Origin of the sequence: Streptomyces sp. NPDC013187 (genome assembly GCF_042899705.1) — a bacterium.
Taxonomy (GTDB): Bacteria; Actinomycetota; Actinomycetes; order Streptomycetales; family Streptomycetaceae; genus Streptomyces; species Streptomyces hawaiiensis_A.
The window spans coordinates 127964-147962 of the sequence record NZ_JBIBAF010000020.1; the positions used below are offsets into that span (position 1 = coordinate 127964).

The 19999-nt window shown below is 71.1% G+C and carries 19 protein-coding genes and 1 rRNA gene; 13 read left to right on the forward strand and 7 right to left on the reverse strand.

Annotation, left to right across the window (positions count from 1 at the left end; all coding sequences use genetic code 11):
- Positions 1–21 precede the first annotated feature (21 nt).
- Positions 22–189 (reverse strand): hypothetical protein, encoded by a 168-nt coding sequence (locus tag ACFY5B_RS34415; RefSeq protein WP_350705544.1) that lies wholly within the window; start codon positions 187–189, stop codon positions 22–24.
- A gap of 91 nt (positions 190–280) precedes the next feature.
- A complete protein-coding gene (locus tag ACFY5B_RS34420; protein WP_389977432.1) occupies positions 281–1132 on the reverse strand; it encodes a hypothetical protein in 852 nt (283 codons plus the stop codon).
- A 137-nt stretch (positions 1133–1269) separates the two neighbouring features.
- On the opposite strand from ACFY5B_RS34420, the gene ACFY5B_RS34425 reads away from it, so the two are divergent.
- Positions 1270–1440, forward strand: coding sequence for a hypothetical protein (locus ACFY5B_RS34425; protein WP_344466539.1), 171 nt, complete (start codon positions 1270–1272; stop codon positions 1438–1440).
- A gap of 92 nt (positions 1441–1532) precedes the next feature.
- A complete protein-coding gene (locus ACFY5B_RS34430; protein WP_389977436.1) occupies positions 1533–3089 on the forward strand; it encodes an FAD-binding oxidoreductase in 1557 nt (518 codons plus the stop codon).
- Between the two features lie 5 nt (positions 3090–3094).
- On the opposite strand, the gene ACFY5B_RS34435 is transcribed toward ACFY5B_RS34430, so the two are convergent.
- The 3 genes from ACFY5B_RS34435 to ACFY5B_RS34445 form a co-directional block, all read right to left on the reverse strand.
- Positions 3095–3793 (reverse strand): phosphatase PAP2 family protein, encoded by a 699-nt coding sequence (locus ACFY5B_RS34435; protein ID WP_389977439.1) that lies wholly within the window; start codon positions 3791–3793, stop codon positions 3095–3097.
- Positions 3794–4039: 246 nt separating this feature from the next.
- Positions 4040–5041 carry an NlpC/P60 family protein gene (locus ACFY5B_RS34440; RefSeq protein ID WP_389977498.1) on the reverse strand — a complete coding sequence of 334 codons (1002 nt, stop codon included), beginning with the start codon at positions 5039–5041 and terminating at the stop codon, positions 4040–4042.
- A 323-nt stretch (positions 5042–5364) separates the two neighbouring features.
- The gene (locus tag ACFY5B_RS34445) at positions 5365–6090 is read right to left on the reverse strand and encodes a trypsin-like serine peptidase (RefSeq protein ID WP_389977442.1); all 726 of its coding nucleotides are present in this window, start codon (positions 6088–6090) and stop codon (positions 5365–5367) included.
- Positions 6091–6341: 251 nt separating this feature from the next.
- On the opposite strand from ACFY5B_RS34445, the gene ACFY5B_RS34450 reads away from it, so the two are divergent.
- The 7 genes from ACFY5B_RS34450 (at position 6342) to ACFY5B_RS34480 (ending at position 15500) form a co-directional block, all read left to right on the forward strand.
- The gene (locus ACFY5B_RS34450; RefSeq protein WP_389977445.1) at positions 6342–7631 is read left to right on the forward strand and encodes a peptidase S8; all 1290 of its coding nucleotides are present in this window, start codon (positions 6342–6344) and stop codon (positions 7629–7631) included.
- A gap of 479 nt (positions 7632–8110) precedes the next feature.
- Positions 8111–8419 carry a hypothetical protein gene (locus ACFY5B_RS34455; protein WP_003991275.1) on the forward strand — a complete coding sequence of 103 codons (309 nt, stop codon included), beginning with the start codon at positions 8111–8113 and terminating at the stop codon, positions 8417–8419.
- Between the two features lie 209 nt (positions 8420–8628).
- Positions 8629–9456 (forward strand): hypothetical protein, encoded by an 828-nt coding sequence (locus ACFY5B_RS34460; RefSeq protein WP_389977448.1) that lies wholly within the window; start codon positions 8629–8631, stop codon positions 9454–9456.
- Entirely contained in the window at positions 9446–10774 is a 1329-nt protein-coding gene (locus ACFY5B_RS34465) for a hypothetical protein (protein WP_389977451.1), read from the forward strand. The genes ACFY5B_RS34460 and ACFY5B_RS34465 overlap by 11 nt, the downstream gene beginning before the upstream one ends.
- A complete protein-coding gene (locus ACFY5B_RS34470; protein ID WP_351642129.1) occupies positions 10771–12327 on the forward strand; it encodes an SCO6880 family protein in 1557 nt (518 codons plus the stop codon). Before ACFY5B_RS34465 ends, ACFY5B_RS34470 begins: the two co-directional genes overlap by 4 nt.
- A 6-nt stretch (positions 12328–12333) precedes the next feature.
- Positions 12334–13743 carry an ATP-binding protein gene (locus tag ACFY5B_RS34475; RefSeq protein WP_389977455.1) on the forward strand — a complete coding sequence of 470 codons (1410 nt, stop codon included), beginning with the start codon at positions 12334–12336 and terminating at the stop codon, positions 13741–13743.
- A 17-nt stretch (positions 13744–13760) separates the two neighbouring features.
- Positions 13761–15500 carry a TraM recognition domain-containing protein gene (locus ACFY5B_RS34480; protein WP_389977459.1) on the forward strand — a complete coding sequence of 580 codons (1740 nt, stop codon included), beginning with the start codon at positions 13761–13763 and terminating at the stop codon, positions 15498–15500.
- 66 nt (positions 15501–15566) lie between these two features.
- Here ACFY5B_RS34480 and ACFY5B_RS34485 read toward each other — a convergent pair whose 3' ends face one another.
- On the reverse strand, positions 15567–16109 hold the full coding sequence (locus ACFY5B_RS34485) for a GNAT family N-acetyltransferase (RefSeq protein WP_389977462.1): 543 nt from the start codon (positions 16107–16109) through the stop codon (positions 15567–15569).
- A gap of 94 nt (positions 16110–16203) precedes the next feature.
- Here ACFY5B_RS34485 and ACFY5B_RS34490 point away from each other — a divergent pair, with 94 nt between their 5' ends.
- From ACFY5B_RS34490 to ACFY5B_RS34505, 4 genes are read left to right on the forward strand one after another with little or no spacing between them, the layout of a single operon-like run.
- The gene (locus ACFY5B_RS34490) at positions 16204–17124 is read left to right on the forward strand and encodes an ABC transporter ATP-binding protein (protein WP_389977465.1); all 921 of its coding nucleotides are present in this window, start codon (positions 16204–16206) and stop codon (positions 17122–17124) included.
- Positions 17121–17900, forward strand: a complete 780-nt coding sequence (locus ACFY5B_RS34495; protein WP_389977468.1) for an ABC transporter permease — start codon at positions 17121–17123, stop codon at positions 17898–17900. The genes ACFY5B_RS34490 and ACFY5B_RS34495 overlap by 4 nt, the downstream gene beginning before the upstream one ends.
- A 23-nt stretch (positions 17901–17923) precedes the next feature.
- Complete coding sequence (locus ACFY5B_RS34500; protein WP_389977471.1) at positions 17924–19165, forward strand: sensor histidine kinase; 1242 nt, start codon at positions 17924–17926, stop codon at positions 19163–19165.
- The gene (locus tag ACFY5B_RS34505) at positions 19162–19833 is read left to right on the forward strand and encodes a response regulator (protein WP_389977474.1); all 672 of its coding nucleotides are present in this window, start codon (positions 19162–19164) and stop codon (positions 19831–19833) included. Before ACFY5B_RS34500 ends, ACFY5B_RS34505 begins: the two co-directional genes overlap by 4 nt.
- Before the next feature lie 74 nt (positions 19834–19907).
- On the opposite strand, the gene rrf is transcribed toward ACFY5B_RS34505, so the two are convergent.
- Positions 19908–19999: ribosomal RNA gene (gene rrf / locus ACFY5B_RS34510) — 5S ribosomal RNA — on the reverse strand; the annotation flags it as partial.

Here is a 19999-nt window from a genome sequence, read left to right on the forward strand (position 1 = left end):
GCCGGGCCCCGCGACCCGTGGTCAGCGCCTGGAGGAGTCCCGCTCCTCGGCCACTTTCAGCACCTCGTCGATGCTCTCCAGGCTGAGCCGCTCGCGGGCGGCCGAGGCCGCGATGATGAGCTCTCCGCACAGCTCGATCTCGGCGAGGGCCACGTGGTCCTGAACTGCCGTACCGCCGACCGGAGCCACGTGCATCACCTCATCTCTGCCGTTGCCGACTTCCTAGAGTAGGGAGCGGCCTACACACCGCGCATGGCACGGACGGGCTAGTTCACGCCGGTCACTCCTCGGCGATCCTGCCCGCGTAGATGTCGTCGGTCCGGGGCAGTCGTACGCGCACCGAGGCCCCGAAATCGTAGAGCAGCGTCGTGGAGGCGACCGCGACGGGGCTCTTCTGCTGCCCGTTGAGGAAGCTGAAACGGTGCCTGACCTTGCGGATGCGTCCCTCGTCGTCGAGATAGGCGTCGAACGGCACCTCTGCGGTGGCGAAACCCTTGGCCGCCGCCCTCAGGGGCTCCGCGTTCCCCTTCGTCGCCCGCCGGGCCGCGTCGGCGAGGTCCGCCGTCCCCCGGTAGTGACGCACTCCGGTTCCCGCGACCTCCGTCCTGCCCACATAGGTCGCCGTCCGCGTCCCGAGCAGCACCTCGGCCGCCGTGAACGGGTCGGTGGCCCCACCCGTGACGAGATTGCCGTCCGACAGGGTCCGGGTGTCCACCCGCACCCACTTGTCCGCGGGCACACCGGCACCCCGGTTCTTCATGAACAGCGCACCGGGCGCGAGCAGTTCGGTGATCGGCCGGCGCTCGGCCACCCCCGCGGGATCCTGCGGCAGCAGGACCTTCAACCGCCCCATCCGCTTGCGGTAGTCGTACACCCCGGCGCCCCGGATGGTCACCCGGGTCCCGCCGGCGGCCATCTCCATCGACGTACGGGCCTTGGAACTGCCCGCGCCGACGAGCCGGTCCGCGGACTGCCGAAGCACGGTGACCGCTTCCCCGCCGCGGGAGTCCCCGGCGGCCGCGTCGCCCCCGGAGCACCCCGCGGATCCCAGCCCCGCCCCGGCCAGGACCACGGCGGCGACGACCGTCGCACCCGTCCGCCTGTGCCGCCCTTCCCGCTGCCGCCCAGTCATCGCCTGCCTACCCCCAGCCGGTACGTCCGTCACGGGCCCCCTCGTCGTTCGGTTAACGACGGGTTTGTGCCCCCGTCACGCGAGCCCGCACCGACCGCCATACGAGCCCTTTACCTGTGCTGGGTAACGTTGTCGGCGTGGCGCAGCAGGACGGGCTGGAACTTCCCCCCAACCTCCCGGAACACCGCACGACGACCATGGAGAAGGGCCGTTTCTGCATGGCCCACTGCATCTGTGGCTGGCGCGGCCCGGCACGAAGAGCGAGGAGCCAGGCGCGTACGGACGCGGAGCGGCACGCGACGGGCTGAGGCCCGTGGCGGACACCTCCCGGCCGGGCCCGGACCATGGAACCCTCGCCCCCATCCCCCCGTCTCCCAGGACGGAACCACCGGGAGGCCCCATGGAACGGCGCACGATACTCACAGCCGGCACGGCGGCGATCGCCGCGGCCGCGACCCCCTTCACCACCGCCTGCACCCCGTCGGGCACCCGCTCCGGGGCCACGGCCACGGCCACCGATGCCGTGCGCACCTCCACCACCTCGAGAACCGCCGCGAACTGGGCCGCCCTGGCCCGCGACCTCGACGGCCCCCTGATCCGCCCGGGCGACGCCGACTGGTCCGCGGCCCGGCAGCTCTACAACACCCGCTTCGACACCCTGAAGCCCGCCGCGGTGGCGTACGTGTCCCACCCGGACGACATCCGCACGACCCTGGCCTACGCCCGCGCCCACGCCCTGCGCGTGGCGATCCGCAGCGGCGGCCACTCCTACGCCGGCTGGTCCTCCGGCAACGGCCGTCTGATCGTCGACGTCTCGAAACTCAACCGCGTCCGGGCCTCCGGCACCACCGCCGTGGTCGGCGCCGGCGCCAAACTCATCGACGTCTACCGGGCGCTCGCCGCGAAGGGCGTCACCATCCCCGCCGGGTCCTGCCCGACCGTCGGCGTCTCGGGCCTCACCCTCGGCGGCGGCCACGGCGTCGTCTCCCGTGCCTACGGCCTGACCTGCGACAGCCTCACCCGGGCCACCCTGATCACCGCCGACGGCAAGCAGCTCACCGCCGACGCCCGCGAGAACAAGGACCTCTTCTGGGCCCTGCGCGGCGCCGGCAACGGCAACTTCGGCGTCGTCACGGAACTGCACTTCAAGACCCACCCGGCCCCGCAGGGCGTCTCGGCGTACCTGTCCTGGCCCTGGTCGAAGGCGGCCGCGGTGGTGAAGGCCTGGCAGGAGTGGGGCCCGTCCCAGCCCGACGAGATCTGGTCGTCCCTGCACCTGGCGAACGCCGCGGGCGGCACCCCGACCATCTCGGTCTCGGCGTTCTCCCTGGGCACCTACGGCGAGCTGAAGAACGCCGTCGACCGCCTGGCCGACCGCGTCGGCGCCCCGGCCCGCAGCGTCTCCCTGAAGCGCCGCTCGTACGAGGAGTCGATGGAGGTGTACGCGGGCTGCTCCTCGTTCCCGACGGACGCGCAGTGCCATCTGCCCGGCTCGACCCCGGGCCGTTCACCGAAGGGCGCGCTGGGCCGCGAGACGTACGCCGCGGCGTCGGACTTCTTCGACCGCTCCCTGTCCACGGCCGGAATCCGCGCGCTGCTGGCCCAGATCGCCTCGGTGCGCGGCGGCACGGGCAGCATCGCCCTCACGGCCCTGGGCGGCGCGGTGAACCGCGTGTCCCCCACCGCCACGGCGTTCGTGCACCGCCGTTCGCGCATGCTGGCCCAGTACATCGGAGCCTGGCGGGCCGGCACGAGCGGTGCGACGGCCCGCGACTGGCTGGCCTCGGCCCACAAGGCCATGCGCCCGTACGCCTCGGGGGCGGCCTACCAGAACTACACGGACCCGACCCTGACCGACTGGCGCAAGGCGTACTACGGAGACGCGGCGACCCGCCTGACCAAGCTGAAGAAGCAGTACGACCCCGACCGCTTCTTCACCTGTCCCCAGGCGCTGTAAGGCCCTTACGCGGCGAGGTCCCTCTCCGAGGCCCGTTCGTTGCGCGCCTCGGGGATCACCGTGTCCTCCCCTTCGGCACGCCCTCTGCTCCGCACCAGCCATCCCAGCCGGGGCGAGCGCTCGACGGCCTTCACCACGGGCGTCAGCAGGGCCATGGCGAGCGGCGACAGCAGCAGCGCCACGGCGGTGCCCAGCGCGAACCCGCCCACGACGTCCGTCGGGTAGTGCACGCCCATGTAGACGCGGATGAACCCGCCGAACAACGCCAGCACGAGCCCGACGAGCCCGAACTTCCGGTTGGCGACGAACAGGCCGACCGCCAGGGCCATGACCATCGTCGCGTGGTCGCTGACGAACGAGTAGTCGGTCTTGCCCTGGACCAGCACGTCGAGACCCTGGTGATCCAGGAACGGCCGGGGCCGCTCGACGAACCCCCGGATGGGCACGTTGACCAGGACGGCGATGCCGGCGGCCAACGGCGCCCAGATCAGCGCCGCGACGGTGGGTGCCGCGTCCTCGTCGCCACGCCGCCGCACGGACCACCAGCACCACACCACGAGCAGGACGATGGCGAGCAGCAGCCCGTACTCACCGACGTACTCCATGACGCGGTCGAACCACGGCGGTGCGTCCTTGGCCAGGCCATTGATGTCGTACAGCAGGTCGACGTCAGGGTTCGACCCGGAATCGGCGAGTCCAGCCATGGCGCTGCGGCCCCTTCGTCGTCTCTCCCGGCGCACCTGTGCGTGCGCCGCTCCTGCCACCCCCGTGGTTGTAGATCCGCTTCCGCCGCACGCGTACGTGACGCGTACCGAATGAACGTCTGCTCGGCTACGTCAACAGGAACGCATGGTCCCCGTCGATACGTTCCACACTCCACCGAATGATCACGCAGACGTTATCGAAGAGAGATACGTCTTCGCAGCTCAGGGGGTGGGTTCACACACGGTTCACACCGTCGTGGGCAGTGCTTTCGCGCCATCTTCGGTGACGCGGGTGGCACCGAAGTAGTCAGGGGTGTCGATCGGGTCGAACCGGATGACGGCACCGGTCCTGGGCGCGTCGATCATGTACCCGCCTCCGACATAAATGCCGACATGCCGGATGGCGCGGGAATTGGTCAGGTCGTCCGAGAAGAACACCAGGTCGCCGGGGAGAAGTTCATCCCGCGAGGGATGCGGGCCGGCGTTGTACTGGTCGTTGGCCACGCGTGGGAGCTTGATGCCCACGGTCTCGTAGGCGGCCTGGGTCAGTCCCGAGCAGTCGAAGCGTCCGCCCTGCTCAGCGGTGCCGGTGCCGCCCCACAGATAGGGGGTGCCGAGCTTCTTCTGCGCGTACTCGATCGCGGCCGCGGCCTGCTCGGAGGGGTCGACCCGCCCGACCGGCGCGGCGAAGCTCTCGGAGAGCGTCGTGATCCGCTTCACGTAGTTCCGGGTCTCGCTGTACGGCGGAACGCCCCCGTACTTGATCACCGCGTACGCCCCCGCGTTGTAGGCGGCCAGCATGTTCTCGGTCGGATTCCCGCCAACCTTCTTCACGTAGGAGGCGAGTTCGCAGTCGTAGGAGGCGGCCGAGGGAATCGCGTCCTTCGGATCCCACACGTCACGGTCCCCGTCGCCGTCGCCGTCGATGCCGTGACTGGCCCACGTTCCGGGGATGAACTGCGCTATGCCCTGCGCGGCGGCGTGGCTCTGGGCTCTGGGGTTGAAGCCGCTCTCCTGGTAGAGCTGGGCGGCGAGCAGGCCCGGGCTGATGGCGGGGCAGAGGTTGCCCCACTTTTCCACGAGGGCCGCGTACGCCGCGGGCACCGACCCCTTGGCCAGCGATTTCGCCCCGCCGCCCACGCCGTTGACCAGGTTCCCGGCGACGAGGTAGACCCCGACGACGAGCAGCATCACGAAGGCCAGGGCGGAACTGATCGCAACGCTCGCCACGATCCACGCCTTACGCACCGTCAACCGCCCCTCGCCGCCCAGGAGTCCGCTGGCCAGTGTAGAGGCGGCCGGCACGCCCGGGAATGATCACGCGGAGGAGAGTCGAGGCATTCGGCCGGTGCTCGACGAATGCGGCCGGCGCACGGAACCGGCGCGTCACGCATGCCCGCCGCTGCCGGGGATCGCGGTGCTTCGCGCATGCCCGCCGCTGCCCGGGGATCGCGGTGCTTCACGCATGCCCGCCGCTGCCCGGGGATCGCGGCGCGTCACACATGCCCCGCCGCTGCCCGGGGATCGCGGTGCTTCACGCATGCCCGCCGCTGCCCGGGGATCGCGGCGCGTCACGCATGCCCCGCCGCTGCCCGGTACAGCCGCTCCGCCTCCGCACCGAGGACGATGCTGTAGGAGACGCCGGGGGTCGTCCCGCCCCGGTCGTGGCCGCCGAGGACCCCCACGACCTGCCCGTCCCCGTTCACCCAGGGGCTGCCGCTGGTGCCCCCACTGAAGCCGGGGCACGCGATGCGCTGCTGGGTGCGGCTGTGCGCGGCGGGCTTGTCGGTGCAGCTGACGGGCGTCTCACGGGCGTTGGGGTACCCGGTGACGGTCACCGCGGTGGCCCCGGTCGCCGTGCCGGTGACGAACCGGTTCCCGCCGACGACGTCCTGGATCTGCTTGCCGCCCCTAGTGGCGACCGCTGCGAATGCGACGTCACTGTCCTCGTCCCGCCGCTCGGTCCACCCGCGGGGCAGGAACCGCCGCCGCACCCTCCACTCACCGTAGGGCGCGCGTCCGTTGCGGTAGCCCGGCAAGAAGACCAGCCCCCCGTCGCCCCCCAGGCAGTGCGCCGCGGTGACGATCAGGTTCCGGTGCGGGGCGTCCACCACGGAGGCGGTGCAGAAGTGCGCGCCGGCCGGGTGCTCCGCCCGTGCGGCCGGGACGAGCACCCCGACCCGCGCGTCGCGGGCGGTGACGGTCACGCCGAAGGGCCCGGCCCCGTCGTCGGCGGTCGCGGTGGACGCGGCGACGAGGGCGACGAGGATCACGGCGACGGTCAGGACGCGCTTCACCTGAGCGACTGTGCCCGACGAAGGTGAGAGGAGCATCAGTCAAGCCGCGCCCATCACACGGCCATCGGGCCGTCAGCGTCAGGTAACCCCCGCACCCTCTTCAGTAAGGCGGAAGTCAGGATTCCGATCAACGTCTTGTTGTCACGTACTCAACAAGCGATGGTCGTCGCGGGTCGCCGCCCCCGCCGGGAAACACACCGGCGGTTCCCCCACCCGCAGGCCTCTGCCCACCACTGCCAGGAGGCTGTACCTTGCGCACGACACCCCTCAACTCCCCCACGTCCCGTCTCAGATGGCGCCGCGTGGCGTCCGCCGTCACCGCCACCGCCGCACTCCTCCTCACCGGCCTCACCACCGCCGCCCACGCCCAGGCCGCGGACCCGAGCACCGCCAAGGTCACCTGGGCCCGCTCCTGCGCCCTGCCCCGCCACCAGGGCGAGATGGCCTGCAACGCCCTGCGCGTCACGGGCGGCCGCACCGCCTTCCAGCAGCAGCACGGCATCTCCGCCAAGGCCGCCGAGGCCTCCTCACCCTCCGGCTACGGCCCCTCCGACCTCCGCAGCGCCTACGGCCTGACCTCCGCCGCCGCGAGCAACGGCTCCGGCCGGACCATCGCCATCGTCGACGCCTACGACGACCCCAACGCCGAGTCCGACCTCGCCGCCTACCGCTCCCACTACGGCCTGCCCGCCTGCACCACCGCGAACGGCTGCTTCAAGAAGGTGAGCCAGACCGGCTCCACCACCGCCCTCCCGACCCCCGACAGCGGCTGGGCCGGCGAGATATCCCTCGACCTCGACATGGCGAGCGCCATCTGCCCGAACTGCCACATCACCCTCGTCGAGGCCAAGTCCGCCTCCATGGCCAACCTCGGCACCGCCGTCAACGAGGCCGTCGCCCTCGGCGCCAAGTACGTCTCCAACAGCTACGGCGGCGGCGAGTCCTCCTCCGACGCCTCCTACGACTCCGCCTACTTCAACCACCCGGGCGTCGCCATCACCGTCAGCGCGGGCGACGCGGGCTACGGCGCCGAGTACCCGGCGGCCTCCAAGTATGTGACGGCCGTCGGCGGCACCAGCCTCTCCACGTCCTCCACCACCCGCGGCTGGACCGAGAGCGTCTGGCGGACCAGCAGCACGGAGGGCACGGGCTCCGGCTGCTCCGCCTACGACACCAAGCCCACCTGGCAGACCGACACCGGCTGCGCCAAGCGCATGATCGCCGACGTCTCGGCCGTCGCCGACCCGGCGACCGGCGTCTCCGTCTACGACACCTACGGCGCCGACGGCCAGGGCTGGGCCACCTACGGCGGCACCAGCGCCTCCGCCCCGATCATCGCGAGCGTCTACGCCCTCGCGGGCACCCCGTCCACCGGCTCCTACCCCGCCAAGTTCCCCTACGCGAACACATCCGCCCTGAACGACGTGACCAGCGGCAGCAACGGCAGCTGCACCACCAGCTACTTCTGCACCGCCCGGACGGGCTACGACGGCCCGACCGGTCTGGGCACCCCGGAGGGACTCGGCGCCTTCACCGGCTGACGCACCTCCCCCCTGTGACAGACCGTCACCGGGGGACGCCGCCCGGCGCCGTGGGGGCCCGGGACGGCGGGGAAACGAAGGGGCCGCGGCATCCAAGCCGCGGCCCCTTCGCCCTGCCAGGTAGCCTTCACCCCGGGAACACCGGCGCGACCACTCACCCGACCAGCCGTCAGAAACGGCCCCTAAGGGTGGGAAAGGCCGCAAGAGGGCACAACGACGGAACCACACACCAGGTTCCGCTCAGGCCTCATTGCCCGGCGTGACCTGCCGTGATACACAGAGTGACCATACGATCCTTCGTGCACCGCCCGTCACCTCCACTAGGGCCCGGAGCGGAACGGTGGCAAGGTATTCGTACGGAACCCGCCAATCAATGACGCCAAGTCGACATCCGACAGCATCATTGTCGGCGACAATGAGGCCTGACCTCTGCACGACCGCAGAGGGTGCGGAACTACCCAACAGGGGCGGTGACTTACATGCTCTTTGCGGCCGACAAGGGAGACATCAACACCATCATCGGCGGGATCGCTCCGGACTGGGGCCCCTTCGGCAGCCTGGGCAACGAGGCGAAGGTGATGATCGAGGTCGTGATGGCGGTGGCCATCCTGCTCTGCCTCGGCATCGCGATCTGGGGCGCCGCCAAGCAACGCATCGGAGCCACCGCACTGCGCGACACCTTCAGCGCGGAGCAGGGCAAGGGCCTCATCATCGCCGGCCTCACCGGAGTCTTCATCATCGGCTCCCTCGGCACACTCTTCACCATCGTGTACGGCATGGCCGTGTAGCCCGGGCACCGTCCGCCCGGCCGGTCACGCCCGGCTCCCCCTCCATCCCACCCGCCCGTCGTGCCCACCGGCTGAGGTTGCGTTTCCCTGATGTCGAGTCACCACACCGCGCCCGCGCGGGAACCAGCACGGCTACCGTCGTACGAGGAGTATGAGAAGTACGACCGGTACGAAGTGTTTCCGCACGACGTCGAGGGGGCGTACGCGGCATGAGTCTCGGTGACGACCACGAGTCCTCCGGCGGCTACGCCGGCACGGGCCAGACCCGCACCCGCCTGCCCGACTCCGGCGACGCCTTCGGCGACCCCCGCCGCCGCTCCTCGTCCCGCAGCCTGGTCACGGTGGTCGGCGTGGTGGTCCTCCTGATCGCAGCGATCGCTTTCGCCAACCGGGGGGACGGCGACTCGTCCACTTCGACGGACGGCTCCTCGGGCAAACCGGACTCGAGCGCGACAGCCCCCTCCGGCCAACGCCCCGTCAAGTCCAAGTCCGCCGCCGGCATCCCCTCGGGTTTCGCCCAGGACCAGGAGGGAGCGGAGAGCGCGGCGGCGAACTACGCCGTCGTGCTGGTCTCCGCCGACATCCTCAAGCCCGCACGGCGGCCCGAGATCGTCCGCCAGGTGTTCGACGCCGACAAGGTCCCCGAGCTGGAGAGAAACCTCGACCAGGTCTACAGCAAGGCGTTCCTGGAGAAGGTGGGTCTCGACGCGAACGGCGACGCACCGAAGGGCAGCACCTACGTCTCCCGCACCATGCCGGTCGGCACCAAGGCCACCGACTACTCGGGCAACACAGCCACCGTCGAGGTCTGGTGCACGGGCGTGTTCGGGATGACGGGGGAGAGCTCACAAAACCCGGTCACCAACGACTGGTTCACCATGACCCTCCAGCTGCGCTGGACCGACGGCGACTGGAAGGTCGACAGCTTCTCCCAGAAGGAAGGCCCCGCGCCGGTCAACGGCGACAACAGGGTGTCGACGTCGGACGCCATCTCGAAGGCCGTCGAGGAGTTCGGAGGGTTCACGTATGCCCGGTAGCCCGCGTCGCGCAGTCAGGGTCGCCGCAACCCTCACCGCCGTGCAGACCGCCCTGGTCCTGCTCGCCACCCGGGCGGCAGCCGCTCCCACTCCCTCGCCCAGCCCCAGCAGCGACAACTGCTCCCTGCTCTCCGGCCGGGCCCGGGAGATCTGCGAAGGCGACACCGGCAGCCGCACAGGCAGCGGGACCTCCCGGCTCGACCCCACCTCCACCCTCGACCCCCTCTCCTCCCTCGCCAAGGGCTGCGCCGACGCCGCCTCCTGGACCGTCGACAAGCTCAGCGAGGCCGTGAAGGAGACCGCAAACGTCGACTTCACCAACCCCAAGTTCCTCCAGCAGTACGCCGTCGTCTTCGCCGCCTCGACGATCCTCACGCTCCTGCTCTGGCTCCTGGCCGTCGCCAAGCGAGCCGTCCGCGGCGTGCCTCTGACCACCGCCCTCTCCGAAGCCATCGGCTTCCTGTGGCTCACGGTGCTGGCCTCCGCCTTCACCCCGCTCATCCTCTACACCGTCGTATCGGCCACCGACGGCATCACCGAGGTCCTCGCCAAAGCCACCGGCGACCAGACCGACGCGTTCTTCGGCACCTTCTCCGAGGCCCTCAAGAAGGGCGAGGACATCGGCGGCGGCCCGATCATGCTGATCGTCGTCTCCCTGGTCAGCATCCTCGCCGCCGGAGTCCTCTGGCTGGAGCTCGTCATCCGGGCCGCCCTGCTCTACGTCGGCGCACTCCTCGGCACCGTCGTCTACGCCGGCCTCGTCGACAAGAACCTGTGGGGCCACGTCCGCCGCTGGGCCGGCATCATGATCGCGGTCATCCTCATCAAGCCGGTCATCGTCATCGTCCTCGGCCTCGCCGGCGCACTCTCCGCCGACGACGGCCCGAACGCCTTCTCCGCCGTCGTCTCCGGCCTCGCCATCATCCTGCTCGCCATCTTCGCCAGCGCGATGATCTACCGCTTCGTCCCCGGCTTCGGCGACGAGATCGCCGGCTCCCGCAACAACCGCCTCATGCAGGGCGCCGAGAGCAAGGCCGCCGCGGTCATCAGCTCCCCGGCCACCCTCGTCGCACAGGGCATCAAGACCCACAGCTCCCGCGCCGACAACAACGGCGGCGGCAGCCAGTCCTCCGCCCCCCGCCCCAGCAACCCCGCCTCCGGCGGAGTCGCCGCGCACAGCGGGCGCACCTCGAACGGCGGCGGCGGATCTGTCCCCTCCGCCGCACCCGCCCCCCGTTCGGGCAGCCCGATCAACACTCCCCACGCCAGCAACACCCGCAACAGCAGTACCAACCGCACGGGAGGTGAAGGGCGTTGACGACCGAGTCCCACGTGTCCCATCCGGTCACGCCCCGCCGGACATATCTGATCGGCCGCGCCCGGCCGAACGCGATCATCGGCCGCAACCGCGAGACCGGCGAGATCGCCCTGATCGTCGTGGGCGCGTTCCTCGGCATGATGTGCGGGCTCCTCGTCCCGGTCCTGTCGCTGCGCATCGTGCTGCTCGCCGGGTTCCCGATGCTGGCGCTGGCCGCGGTGTACGTGCCGTACAAGCACCGCACCTTCTACAAGTGGTTCGAGATCAACCGCAGCTACAAGCGGACCCTCAAGCAGGGCACCACCTACCGCTCCACCGCGATCGAGGCCGGCACCCGGCTGGACGGCAAGGAGATCGAGGTCGGCCCGCCCCCGGGCATCGGCCGCATCACCTGGCTGGCCGCCCCCTTCGGCCCCGACGAGATCGCCGTGCTCCTGCACGCCGACCGCAAGACCGTCACCGCCGCCATCGAGATCGAGGGCCCCGGCGTCGGCCTGCGCGACAGCGAGGACCAGGAAGCCCTCGTCGACCGCTTCGGCACCCTGCTCAAGCACGTGGCCAACGGCGACGGCTTCGTCACCCGCCTGCAGATGCTGGCCCGCACCCTCCCGGCCGACCCGGACGCCCACGCCAAGGACGTCGCCGTCCGCGGCGACGACAAGGCCCTGCCGTGGCTCCAGGAGTCCTACGACCAGCTCCAGTCCATGGTGTCCACCAGCAGCGAGCAGCACCGCGCCTACCTCGTCGCCTGCATGCACTACACCCGCGAACTCGCCGCCGAGGCCAACGCCATGGCCCGGGCCGCCCGCGCCCACGGCGGCAAGGTCGACCGGGACGCCGGACTCGCCGTCGTCATGGCCCGCGAGCTCACCGACATCTGCTCGCGCCTCCAGGAAGCCGACATCCGCGTCCGCCAGCCCCTCGGTCAGGGACGGCTGTCCTCGCTGATCCACTCCATGTACGACCCGGACCACCCCATCGACCACATCCAGGCGATGACCAAGCGCAACGCCTGGCCGGCCGAACTGGACGCCATGGAGCCCACCTACCTCCAGGCCAAGACCCGCGAGTCCTCCACCCGCGCCCCCTGGTGCCACGCCACAGCCTGGGTGAAGGAGTGGCCGATGACCCCCGTCGGCGTCAACTTCCTCGCCCCGCTCCTCGTCCACACCCCGGACGTCATCCGCACGGTCGCCGTCACCATGGACCTCGAACCCACCGAGGTCGCCATCGAGCGCATGCTCACCGAGAAGACCAACGACGAGGCCGAGGCGTCCCGCGCCGCCAAGATGAACCGCACCGTCGACCCGCGTGACGTCGCCGCGCACTCCCGGCTCGACCAGCGCGGCGAGGACCTCGCCAGCGGCGCCGCCGGCGTCAACCTCGTCGGCTACATCACCGTCAGCTCCCGCTCCCCCGACGCACTCGCCCGCGACAAGCGCACGATAAGGGCCTCGGCGGGAAAGTCGTACCTCAAGCTGGAATGGTGCGACCGCGAGCACCACCGCGCCTTCGTGAACACCCTTCCCTTCGCCACCGGCATTCGGAGGTAGGACCTGATGCGGGATCCGCTGTCCGTCCTCACCGACGCCTTCACGTCCTTCCTCTTCGGGAAGGTCGAGACGACCAGGCTCCCGGTGCGCACGTCCACGGGCCAGGCCCAGGCGGTCTACCTCCCGACCGCCGCCCCCGGCCTCGGCGACTCCGGCGTCATCATCGGCCGCGAGGTGTACTCCGGAAAGGGCTACATCTACGACCCCTTCCAGCTCTACGGCCAGCAGCTGCCCGCCCCCCACTGGCTGGTCCTCGGCGAGTCCGGCAACGGCAAGTCGGCGCTGGAGAAGACGTACGTGCTGCGCCAGCTCCGCTTCCGCGACCGCCAGGTCGTCGTCCTGGACGCCCAGGGCGAGGACGGCGTCGGCGAGTGGAACCTCATCGCGCAGGAGCTGGGGATAACTCCCATCCGTCTGGACCCGACGGCGGCCCTGGACATGGGCATCCGCCTCAACCCGCTCGACCCCGCGATCACGACGACGGGCCAGCTCGCGCTGCTCCGCACGATCATCGAGGTCGCGATGGGCCACGGCCTCGACGAACGCTCCGGCTTCGCCCTCAAGGTCGCCCACGCGTACGTCAACGAGACCATCGTCGACCGCCAGCCGGTCCTGACCGACATCGTCGAGCAGCTGCGCCACCCCGAACCCGAGTCGGCCGAGGCGATGAACGTCGCCATAGACGACGTACGGGCCTGGGGCCTCGACGTCGCCCTGGTCCTGGACCGCCTGGTCGACGGTGACCTGCGCGGCATGTTCGACGGCCCGACGACGGTGGGCATCGACCTGGACGCCCCGCTCATCGTCTTCGACCTGTCCCACATCGACCGCAACTCCATCGCCATGCCCATCCTCATGGCGATCGTCGGCGTGTGGCTGGAGCACACCTGGATCCGCCCCGACCGGAAGAAGCGCATCTTCCTGGTCGAGGAGGCCTGGCACATCATCAACAGCCCCTTCGTCGCCCAGCTGTTCCAGCGCCTGCTGAAGTTCGGCCGGCGCCTGGGCCTGTCCTTCGTGGCAGTGGTCCACCACCTGTCCGACGTCGTGGACGGAGCCGCCGCCAAGGAAGCGGCGGCGATCCTGAAAATGGCCTCCACCAGGACGATCTACGCCCAGAAGGCGGACGAGGCGAGGGCGACGGGACGGGTGCTCGGGCTGCCCAGGTGGGCGGTCGAGATCATCCCGACCCTCACCCCCGGCATCGCCGTCTGGGACGTCAACGGCAACGTCCAGGTCGTCAAACACCTGATCACCGAGACCGAACGCCCCCTGGTCTTCACCGACCGCGCGATGACCCAGTCGTCCGCCGACCTCGCGGACGACGCCCTGCACGCCGCCGAACTAGAGGCGGAGGAACGGGCCGCGGCCTTCGTGGAGCACCACCTGGGGGACTCCGAATCGACGGTGGCGTAGGCACAAGGGGAGGACGCGTGAGACCGGACGACCGCCACACCCAGCGGGACGGCCAGGGAGGCATCCCCGACGGCCTGCTGATCGGCATACTCGCGTTCCTCCTCGGCATGACCGTGCTGGTGTGGACGGCCACCGGCCTCGCCGCCCTGTTCGCCCACGGCTCCTGGCCGTCCGGCGTCACCTTCACCCGCACGCCCCTGGCCATGCGCCACCTCGTCGCCCAGCCCCACGACATCCCCGGCGCCTGGCCCGAGACGCCCCCCGGCGAACTCTCCGGCTACGGCCTGTTCTGGGGCCTGTTCATCGGCCAGCTGATGATCCTGGTCGTCCTGACCGTGTTCGTGATGGGCACGCTGGCCCGATGGCGGGCGGTTCGCGCGAGGAACCGGGAGCGCGGGGCGACAGCGGCGGAGGAGCCGACGGTGTCGGGCACACCGGCCCGGGGAGCCACCACGTACGAGGCACACGAGCCCGTACAGCACGAGGACCCGACCCCGGGACAGCACCGCCGATCCCCCTCCACGGGACACGAGGTCCCGACCCCGGGACAGAACCACGGCCCCACGTCGACGCGACACGAGGTCCCGACCCCGGCGCAGCACCACGGGTCCCCCTCGACGCAGCACGAGGTGCCGACCCCGGCGCACCACCACGAGTCCCCCTCGACGCAGCACGAGGTGCCGACCCCTCGCCGCTCGCCCTCCGACCCCGCGAGCCCTCTGGACTCCACGGCAAACCCTCTCGACTCCACGGTGAGCCCGGCCGGCTCTCCCCAGCCGGCGATCGTCGCCGCGACCCCGGCATCTCTGTTCGGGCAGGAACGGGTGGGCGGGTGGGAGAAAATCCTCGTAGCCCCCAGGGAAACCCGCCAAGCCACCGCAGCCCAGGCCGTACGCGACGCGGAAGGCCCCGCCCTCGTCGTCACCTCGAACCCCACCCTCTGGCAGGAAACCAAGGACGCCAGAGCCAAACTGGGCCCCACCCACCTCTACGACCCCACCCACCTCTGCGACACCCCGTCCCGCCTCCACTGGTCCCCCACAGCCGGCTGCGAGGACAAGGCAACGGCAACCGAACGCGCCACCGCCCTCCTCACCCCCGTCCGCCCCACGGCCAAACTCGACCAGGCCCTCAGCGACACGGCCGCCACCCTCCTGCGGAGCTACCTGCACGCGGCGGCGATCGACGGCCGCACCATCCGCCACGTCCACCGCTGGTCCCAGGGCACCCAGATCCAGGACGCCGTACGCATCCTGCGCACCAACCCCAAAGCGGCCCCCGGCTCCGCGGGCGAACTCGAAGGCGCCCTCACGGCCCACCCCGAACGCCGGGACATGGCCCAGCAGCTGACGACCCGTGCCCTCGCGGCCCTCTCCACGATCAACATCCGCGAAGCGTGCACTCCCAACCGAACTGATGCCCTCGCCTTGGATTCCTTCGTCCACGAAGGGGGCACGCTTTATGTGGTGGGGGAATCCATCGAGGACCCCAGGACGAACCCGGGCGCGATGCCCTTCCTGACGGCCCTCGTCTCGAGCGTGGTCGAGCGCGGCCGGCACATGGCCGAACGGTCATCGGCCGGTCGCCTCGACCCACCAATGACGCTCGTCCTGGACGACGTCGCGGCCGTGGCCCCGCTTCCCCGGCTACCGGAGCTGCTGGCCACCGGAGCGGACCGGGGCATGCCGACCCTGGCCCTGCTCCGGTCCCGCGAACAGGGCCGCGCCCGCTGGCCGCACGACGAACTGCCGGCCTGAAGCCCCACCCCGGAGAAATTCACCCCCGGAGACACTCACCCCGGAGAGACTCACCCCCGGAGACACTCACTCCCGCTCGAGCACGAACTCCAACTCCCGCTCCCCCGCGTCCCCGAGCGGCACGACCACTCCACTGGGCAGGAACCCCACCCGCTGGTAGAACCGCTGCGCCCGCCCGTTCTCCTCGTGCACGATGAGCCGCACCCGCTCGAGCCCCTGAGCCCACGCCCACTCCAGCGCCGCGTCGAACAGCACCTCGGTCAGCCCGCTCCCGCGCTCCTCCGGCCGCACGAACACGCCGACCACATGCCCCTGCTTCCGCTCCACCGGAAATCCGGCCCAGTCGGTCGTCCCGGGCTCCTCCACCAGCACGGTCAGCGTCCCCACCCACCGCCCGTCCGGCCCTTCGGCGATGATCTGCTGCCGCGTGTCCACCCCCTCCGCGCCCCCCGCCGTCCGCTCCTGCCAAAAGGAGTCCGGCCTGGCCGCGGCCTCCTCGTACGTCTCCAGGAAGGCCAGGTGCGCCACCGGGTCCCGCAGCGCCGCCAGCCGCAGCTCCTTCGCCGCAGGCCACTCATCAGCGCGCACGGACCGGATCACATAGCTCATGCGGGCCACGGTAGTACCCGGGTACGACACCCCTCACCCCGATTACCGCCGTCGGTCCGACGCCCGCCGCCCCCGCTCGCACGAGCATCGAAGCATGCTGACGGCACACGAACTCACCAAACGCTACGGCGACCGGACGGTCGTCACGGACCTCTCCTTCACCGTCCGCCCCGGCACCGTCACCGGCTTCCTCGGCCCGAACGGCGCCGGCAAGTCCACGACCATGCGCATGCTCCTCGGCCTCGACGCCCCCACCCGCGGCCACGCCACCGTCGGCGGCCGCTCCTACGCCACCCACCCCGCGCCCCTCACCGAGGTCGGCGCCCTGCTGGAGGCCCGCTCCGTCCACCCCGGCCGCACCGCCTACCACCACCTGCGCGCCCTCGCCCACACCCACGGCATCCCCCGCACCCGGGTCGAGCAGGTCCTCGGCCTCACCGGCCTGACCGACGTCGCCCACCGCCGCGTCAAGGGCTTCTCCCTCGGCATGGGACAACGCCTCGGCATCGCCGCCGCCCTCCTCGGCGACCCGGCCACCCTCATCCTCGACGAACCGGTCAACGGCCTCGACCCGGAGGGCGTCCTGTGGATCCGCACCCTCCTCAAGTCCCTCGCCGCGGAGAACCGTACGGTCCTCGTCTCCTCCCACCTGATGAGCGAGATGGCCCTCACCGCCGACCACCTCGTCATCATCGGCCGCGGCCGCCTCCTCGCCGACACCACCGTCACCGACTTCGTACGCCACTCGGGCGCGGGCGCCACGAAGGTCGTCACCCCGGACGCACCCGCCCTCGCCGACCTCCTCACCTCACCCGGCGTCGACATCACCACCGACACCCCCGGCACCCTCCGGGTCCGCGGCACGGACGCCGAACACATCGGCCGCACCGCAGCCGCCCACGGCATCCCCCTGTACGAACTGACCCCCGGCACCGCCTCCCTGGAAGAGGCCTTCATGGACCTCACCCGCGACGCGGTGGAATACCCGGCGACCCTGCGAGGAGCGGCAGCATGACCACGGCAACCCTCCCCTACCGCGTGACCCCGGCCCGCGTCCTGCGCTCCGAATGGCACAAGTTCTGGACCCTGCGCTCCACCTGGATCACCCTCGCCGTCACCAGCGCCCTCACCGCGGCCATGGGCGCGGGCCTCGCCGCCGCCTACGACGGCACGGGCGAAGGCGGCATGGACACGGTCCTCTTCGTCCTCCTCGGCACCCAGTTCGCCCAGATCAACCTCGGCGTGCTGGGCATCCTCGCCACCGCCGGCGAGTACTCCACGGGCCAGATCCGCGCCACCATGACGGCCGTCCCACGCCGCCTGCCCGTCCTGTGGTCCAAAGCCGCCGTGCTGGCCGCGGTCGCCCTCCCCCTCACCCTGGCGACGAACCTCCTCACCTTCCCCCTGGCCCAGTCCTTCCTGACCGGCACCGACCAGGCGGCCTCCTTCGGCGACCCCGGCGTCCTGCGCGCCCTCGCCGGCAACGCGGCCGGACTCACTCTCCTCGCCGTCCTCGCCCTCGCCATCGGCGCCCTGGTCCGCTCGGTCCCGATGGCCATCGGCGTCCTCATCGGCCTCGTCATGATCCTGCCGGAAGTACTGGCCGTGCTCCCCTACACGTTCGTCGACGACGCCGCCCGCTACTTCCCCGGCAAGGCCCTGGAGGCCCTCACCACCGCGCAGCCGATGCCCGGCACGGCGACACCCGGCGCCGCCCTCCTGGCCATGACCCTGTGGACGGCGGCCGTCCTCACGCTCGCCTCGGCGGTCCTGCGCCGCCGAGACGTGTGACGCCCGGCACCGGAACCCTCACGATGGACCCCGTGACGGAAAACCGGGCACCGGAGCCCCTCACCGAGTACGTCCACCGCCTCAGCCGCAGGGTGCGCGCCTTCGACCGACGCCACCCGCTGCTGTGGGACCTGCACTTCACCGCCTTCTGGGTGACAGCCGCCCTGATCGACTACGCCGGCGGCGGCTGGCGCCACAACGCCCACAGCCTCGACGTCCCCGGCTGGCTGCTCCTGACCATGAGCCTCGGCCTCTCGGTCCCCCTCATAGGGCGCCGCACCCACCCCGGGGCCGCCCTGGCCGTCACGATCCCCTTCGCCGTCGCCAGCGCCTGGACCGGCGCGGCCCTCCAAGCGGCCCTGCTTCAGCTGGTCCTCGTCTACCATCTCGCCCTGCGCCGCCCCCTGCGCGACCTGTGGTGGGCGACGGCCCTGGTGCTCGCCCCGGTCCTGGTGTCGGCCGCCCGCCACGGGGAGGGCACCTGGGACCAGCAGATCGGCTCCCACCTGATGTCCGTCACGGTGGCCGTCCTCATCGGCGTCACGGTCCGCACCCGCCGCAACTACACGGAGGCGCTGGAGGACCGGGCCCGCCGCCTGGAGACCGAACGCGACCAGCAGGCACAGCTCGCCACCGCCGCCGAACGCACCCGCATCGCCCGCGAGATGCACGACATCATCGGTCACAACCTCTCCGTCATCACCGGCCTCGCCGACGGCGGCCGTTACGCCGCCGCCAAGTCCCCCGAACGCGCGGCCCAGGCACTCGACGCCATCGCCGGCACCAGCCGCCAGGCCCTCGCCGAACTCCGCCGCCTCCTCGACGTCCTGCGGGAGGAGGAGAAGAACCAGCCCGCCCTGGCCCCCCAGCCGGGCCTCACCGATCTCGACCAGCTCCTCGACGGCGTCCGCTCCGCGGGCCTGTCGGTCAGCACCATCACCCACGGCGTCCCTGGCCTCCCCGCAGGCCGCCAGCTCACCGTCTACCGCGTCGTTCAGGAAGCCCTCACCAACACCCTCAAGCACGGCGGCCCCGACGCCACCGCCGCGATAGAGCTCTCCTACGCGGAGAAGGCCGCCGTCACCGTCACGATCACGGACACGGGCCACAGCCGCCCTGCCGACGGCCCCGGCGGCGGCCGCGGACTTCCCGGAATGCGCGAGCGAACTGCCCTGTACGGCGGCACACTTGAGGCCGGCCCGCGCCCCCACCCCGAGCAGGGCTGGCGCGTCCGTCTACACCTCCCGGAGGAATCCCCGCAGTGACCACGGTCCTGATCGCCGACGACCAGCCCCTCCAGCGTTTCGGCTCCCGCATGCTGCTGGAGAGCCAGGACGACATGACGGTCGTGGGCGAGGCACCGAACGGCAGCGAGGCGGTCCGCCTGGCGGCCGAGCTCCGCCCGGATGTCGTCCTCATGGACATCCGCATGCCCGGCCTCGACGGCATCGAGGCGACCCGCCGCATCACCGCCGCCGGCGACCGCACCCGCGTCCTGATCGTCACCACCTTCGACCTGGACGAGTACGCCTACGCGGGCCTTCGCGCGGGTGCCTCCGGCTTCCTCGTCAAGGACGCCCAGCCCGAGGAGCTCCTCGCCGGCATCCGCGCGGTGGCCACAGGCGACGCGGTCGTCGCCCCCAGCCTGACCCGCCGCCTCCTGGACGCCTACGTCCATCACCTCCCGGCCGACCTCGACGCGGAGGCCGGTACACAGGAGGACGCCCGCCTCGCGTCCCTCACCGACCGGGAACGCGAGATCCTCACGGTCATCGGCCAGGGCTGGACGAACACGGAGATAGCTTCGCGTCTTCATCTCGCCGAGTCGACGGTGAAGACCCATGTGGGCCGCATCCTCGCGAAGACGGGTTCCCGCGACCGCATCCAGGCGGTCATCCTCGCCTACGACACGAAGCTGGTTCAGCCATCGTGAGAATCCGTACCGAGACGCAGCCCTAAACGCAGAAAACCCCCGCATCCGAAGATGCGGGGGTTTTCCCAAAAATTGTTCGGCGGCGTCCTACTCTCCCACAGGGTCCCCCCTGCAGTACCATCGGCGCTGTAAGGCTTAGCTTCCGGGTTCGGAATGTAACCGGGCG